This window comes from Corallococcus sp. CA047B, assembly GCF_003612065.1.
In the GTDB taxonomy this organism is placed as follows: Bacteria; Myxococcota; Myxococcia; order Myxococcales; family Myxococcaceae; genus Corallococcus; species Corallococcus praedator.
Window position 1 is genome coordinate 1 of sequence record NZ_RAWD01000535.1, and the last position, 3,542, is coordinate 3,542.

Sequence of the window (3,542 nt, forward strand, 5' to 3'; positions counted from 1 at the left end):
GGCGGGGCGCGGGGGGAGGATTTCCACCTCGACGACCCGCTCGCGCACGCGGGAGGCTCGCAACGCCGGCGCGGGGCTGGCCTTCCACAGGAGCAGCAGCACGACGGCGTGCAGCGCCAGGGAGAGCAGCCCGGCCCATCCGAGACGTCGAAGGCGCCGCATGTCCGGACGCTTTCAGAAAGGTCCCGGGGGCTCAACCCGCGCCATCCCGTGCGTTCGCGAACCGACGTACCCCCTGGCGAGCAGGCAACCCATGAACGTGGGAAACAGTCCGGGGGGTGACTCGACGGAGGCCGTGACTCCTGGTGTGCTGCCTCTACCCCCGTGCCCTCCATGCCCCTCGCCTGCCTCGACGAACCCACGTTCATGGACCTCCTGCTCGGGACGTTGCCGCCCGAGCGGGCCGCCGTCGTGGACGAGCACCTGGACACGTGCCCCTCCTGCCGTCGCATGGTGTCCGAGGCGCTGAAGGTGCAGCCTCCCGCCGCGCCGCTTCCCGCGCCGGAGGAGGACGTGCTCGACAGTCAGCTGGCGACCCTGGCCGTGGAGCCGTGGCGTGGAAAGAAGCCGCGCATGCGCCTGCCCACGCCGCCGCTCGCGCGGGGTACGGCGGTGGGGCGCTACCTCATCCTGGAGATGCTCGGCGTCGGCGGGATGAGCGTCGTGTACGCGGCGTATGACCCGGAGCTGGACCGTCGCGTCGCGCTCAAGCTCCTGCAGGTGGAGGCGCTGGGTCTGGGCGCGGAGGCCGGTCGCAACCAGGTGCTGCGCGAGGCGCAGGCCATGGCCCGCGTGTCCCATCCGCACGTCGTCTCCGTCTTCGACGTGGGCACCTTCGGCCGGCAGGTCTTCCTGGCCATGGAGCTGGTGGACGCGCACACGCTGCGCAAGTGGGAGCAGGACGGTCCGCACCCGTGGCGGCAGGTGGTGGACATCTTCGTCGCCGCGGGCCGGGGGCTCGCCGCGGCGCACGCGGTGGGCGTCGTGCATGGGGACGTGAAGCCGGAGAACATCCTCGTCGGGCAGGACCAGCGCGTGCGCGTCACGGACTTCGGCCTGTCGCGCATCATGTCCGGCGTGGTGGCCCCGCAGGTGACGCCCGGAGGCTTCACACGTCCCCGCGCCATGGAGGGCGGGACGCCCGCGTACATGGCCCCGGAGCAGTTCCCTCCCGAGGAGCGCACCGACGCGCGCAGCGACCAGTTCGGCTTCTGCGCCGCGCTCTACGAGGGCCTCTATGGCGAGCGCCCCTTCGCGGGTTCGACGGTGGAGGAACTGTCCCAGGCGGTGCACGCGGGACGGGTGAAGAACGTGCCCCGGCATTCGGGTGTGCCGCAGTGGCTGCGCCGGGTGCTGCTCAAGGGCCTGTCGGTGAGGCCCGAGGACCGGCACGCGTCGATGGAGGCGCTCATCGCGGAGCTGGAGTCCAACCCCACCGCGCGCCGGACGCGGCGGTTGCGCGTGGGCGTCGGGGCGTTGCTGGTGCTGTCGGCGGTGGCCATCACGGGCGCCTTCCATGGACGACGCACCACGGGCTGCGAGGGGGCCTCGCGCGCGCTGGATGGCGTCTGGGATGCTCCGCGCCAGCACGCGGTGGAGGAGGCCTTCATCGGCACCGAGCGCCGCTTCGCGCACGATGCCCTGCGCCACGTGCGCCGAGGGCTGGACGCGTACACCGCCGCCTGGGTGACGACGCGCACGGCGGCGTGCGAGGCCACCCGCGTGCGGGGTGAGCAGAGCGAGGCGGTGATGGCGCTGCGCATGCGCTGCCTGGACGCGCGGCTGGCGGACGTGGCCGCGCTCACGCAGTTGTTCACCCAGGCGGATCCGGACCTCGTGGAGCGCGCGCCGCGCGCGGTGGAGGGACTGGCGCCCCTGGCGGGCTGTTCGGATGTGGAGGCGCTGACGTCCCGGGGACACTCCACGCCGGACGACGCCGCCGCGCGCGAGCGCACCGTCGCGCTGCTGCAGGCGCTCGTGGACGCGAGGGCGCTGCGTGCCGCCGGCCGCTATTCACAGGGTGTGGCGCGGGTGGAGCCGGTGGCCCAGGCGGCTCGCACCGCTGGGGACTGGTCCGGCGCCGCGGACGCGCTGTTGCTGCTCGCGGAGCTGAAGGACGGGGCAGGGGACTACCGGGGCGCGGAGCAGACGGTGCTCCAGGCCGCGTGGGCCGCGGAGGCCGGCCGCAACGACGAGGCCGCCGCGAGGGCGTGGACCCTGGCGGTGCGCGTGACGGGCGAACGGTTGGACCGGTACGCGCAGGGGCAGCAGGCCGGAGAGCGCGCCAGCGCCGCGGTGGAGCGGCTGGGCGGCAGCGGTGAGCTGAGCGGTGCGCTCGCGGCGAACCTGGGCCGGCTGTTGTCGCGGCAGGGGCGCTATCCGGAGGCCCACGAGCAGCTCACGCGCGCGCTGTCCTTCCTGGAGAAGCGCTTCGGGCCGGAGGCGCTGGAGGTCGCGGACGTGCGCGTGGAGCTGGGCACGGTGCGCCGCTCGCAGGGGCGCGCGGAGGAGGCCCTGTCCCTGTACGAGCGCGCGATCGGCACCGTGCGCGGCGCGTTGGGCCCTGAGCATCCGGACGTGGCGCGCATCCGTCTGGAGCAGGCCAGTGTCCGGTGGCAGCAGGGTGACTTCGTGCAGTCGGAGCGGCTGGCGCGGGGCGCGCTGGCGCTGTTGGAGCGTTCGCTGGGACAGGACCACCCGCAGGTGGCGGACGCGCTCAACAGCCTGGCGCTGGCGCTGCAGTACCAGGGCAAGCGCGAGGAGGCGCTGCCCCTGTACGAGCGCGCGCTGGGCATCGCGGAGAAGGCCGAGGGACGCGACAGCTCCACGGTGGCCATCATCGTCAACAACATCGGCACGCTGCTGGTGCACATGGGGCGGCTGGAGGAGGCCACGCAGCGCTTCGCCACGGCGCTCACGCAACTGGAGCGCAGCCTGGGCGCGGATCATCCCACGCTGGCGCTGGTGCTCCGGGGCATGGGCCAGACGCTGAGCTTCCGCAACCAGCCGGACGCGGCGCTGCCGTACTTCCTGCGCGCGGCCACGCTCCAGACCTCCCTGCCGGATGACGTGAACGGGGGCTGGACGGGGGCGTTGGTGGACCTGGGGCGGACGTACATGGTGCTCGGACGGCCGCGCGAGGCGCTGGCCCCGTTGGAGAAGGCCGTGACGGGGTGGGAGCGCGCGCGTCCCCGGCCCGCGGAGCGCCCCGCCGCGAGGTACATGCTGGCGCGCGCACTGTGGGAAGCGAAACAGGAGCATCCCCGGGCCCTGCGGCTCGCGGCCGAGGCCCGCCAGGAGGTCGCCGCGTTGCCCGACGAGGAGTCCTCCGTCCCGGAATTGCGTCAGGCGATGGACCGGTGGATCGCCCGACTGCCGCCAGCCGCACGGCGCACCCTCAAGACGGAGATGGCCACGCCCAGGGATGCGGACCCCTCCGCGAAGACGGTGGAGCGCTGACGGCCCGCCACCGCGCGTCGGATGCCCCCTGCCGGTAGCCGGGTCGCCCCCCTCCCTCGTCCGGCGGTGGAGGGGACGACGGG

General features: G+C 73.9%; 1 protein-coding gene. It reads left to right on the plus strand.

What is annotated here, in order from left to right; genetic code table 11:
- Positions 1-366 precede the first annotated feature (366 nt).
- Entirely contained in the window at positions 367-3,459 is a 3,093-nt protein-coding gene (locus D7X74_RS40515; protein ID WP_233602465.1) for a tetratricopeptide repeat protein, read from the plus strand.
- Positions 3,460-3,542 lie beyond the last annotated feature (83 nt).

Coding starts and splice junctions, on each gene's coding strand:
- D7X74_RS40515 (WP_233602465.1), top strand. CDS start 367: ATGGACCTCCTGCTCGGGACGTTGCCGCCCGAGCGGGCCGCCGTCGTG.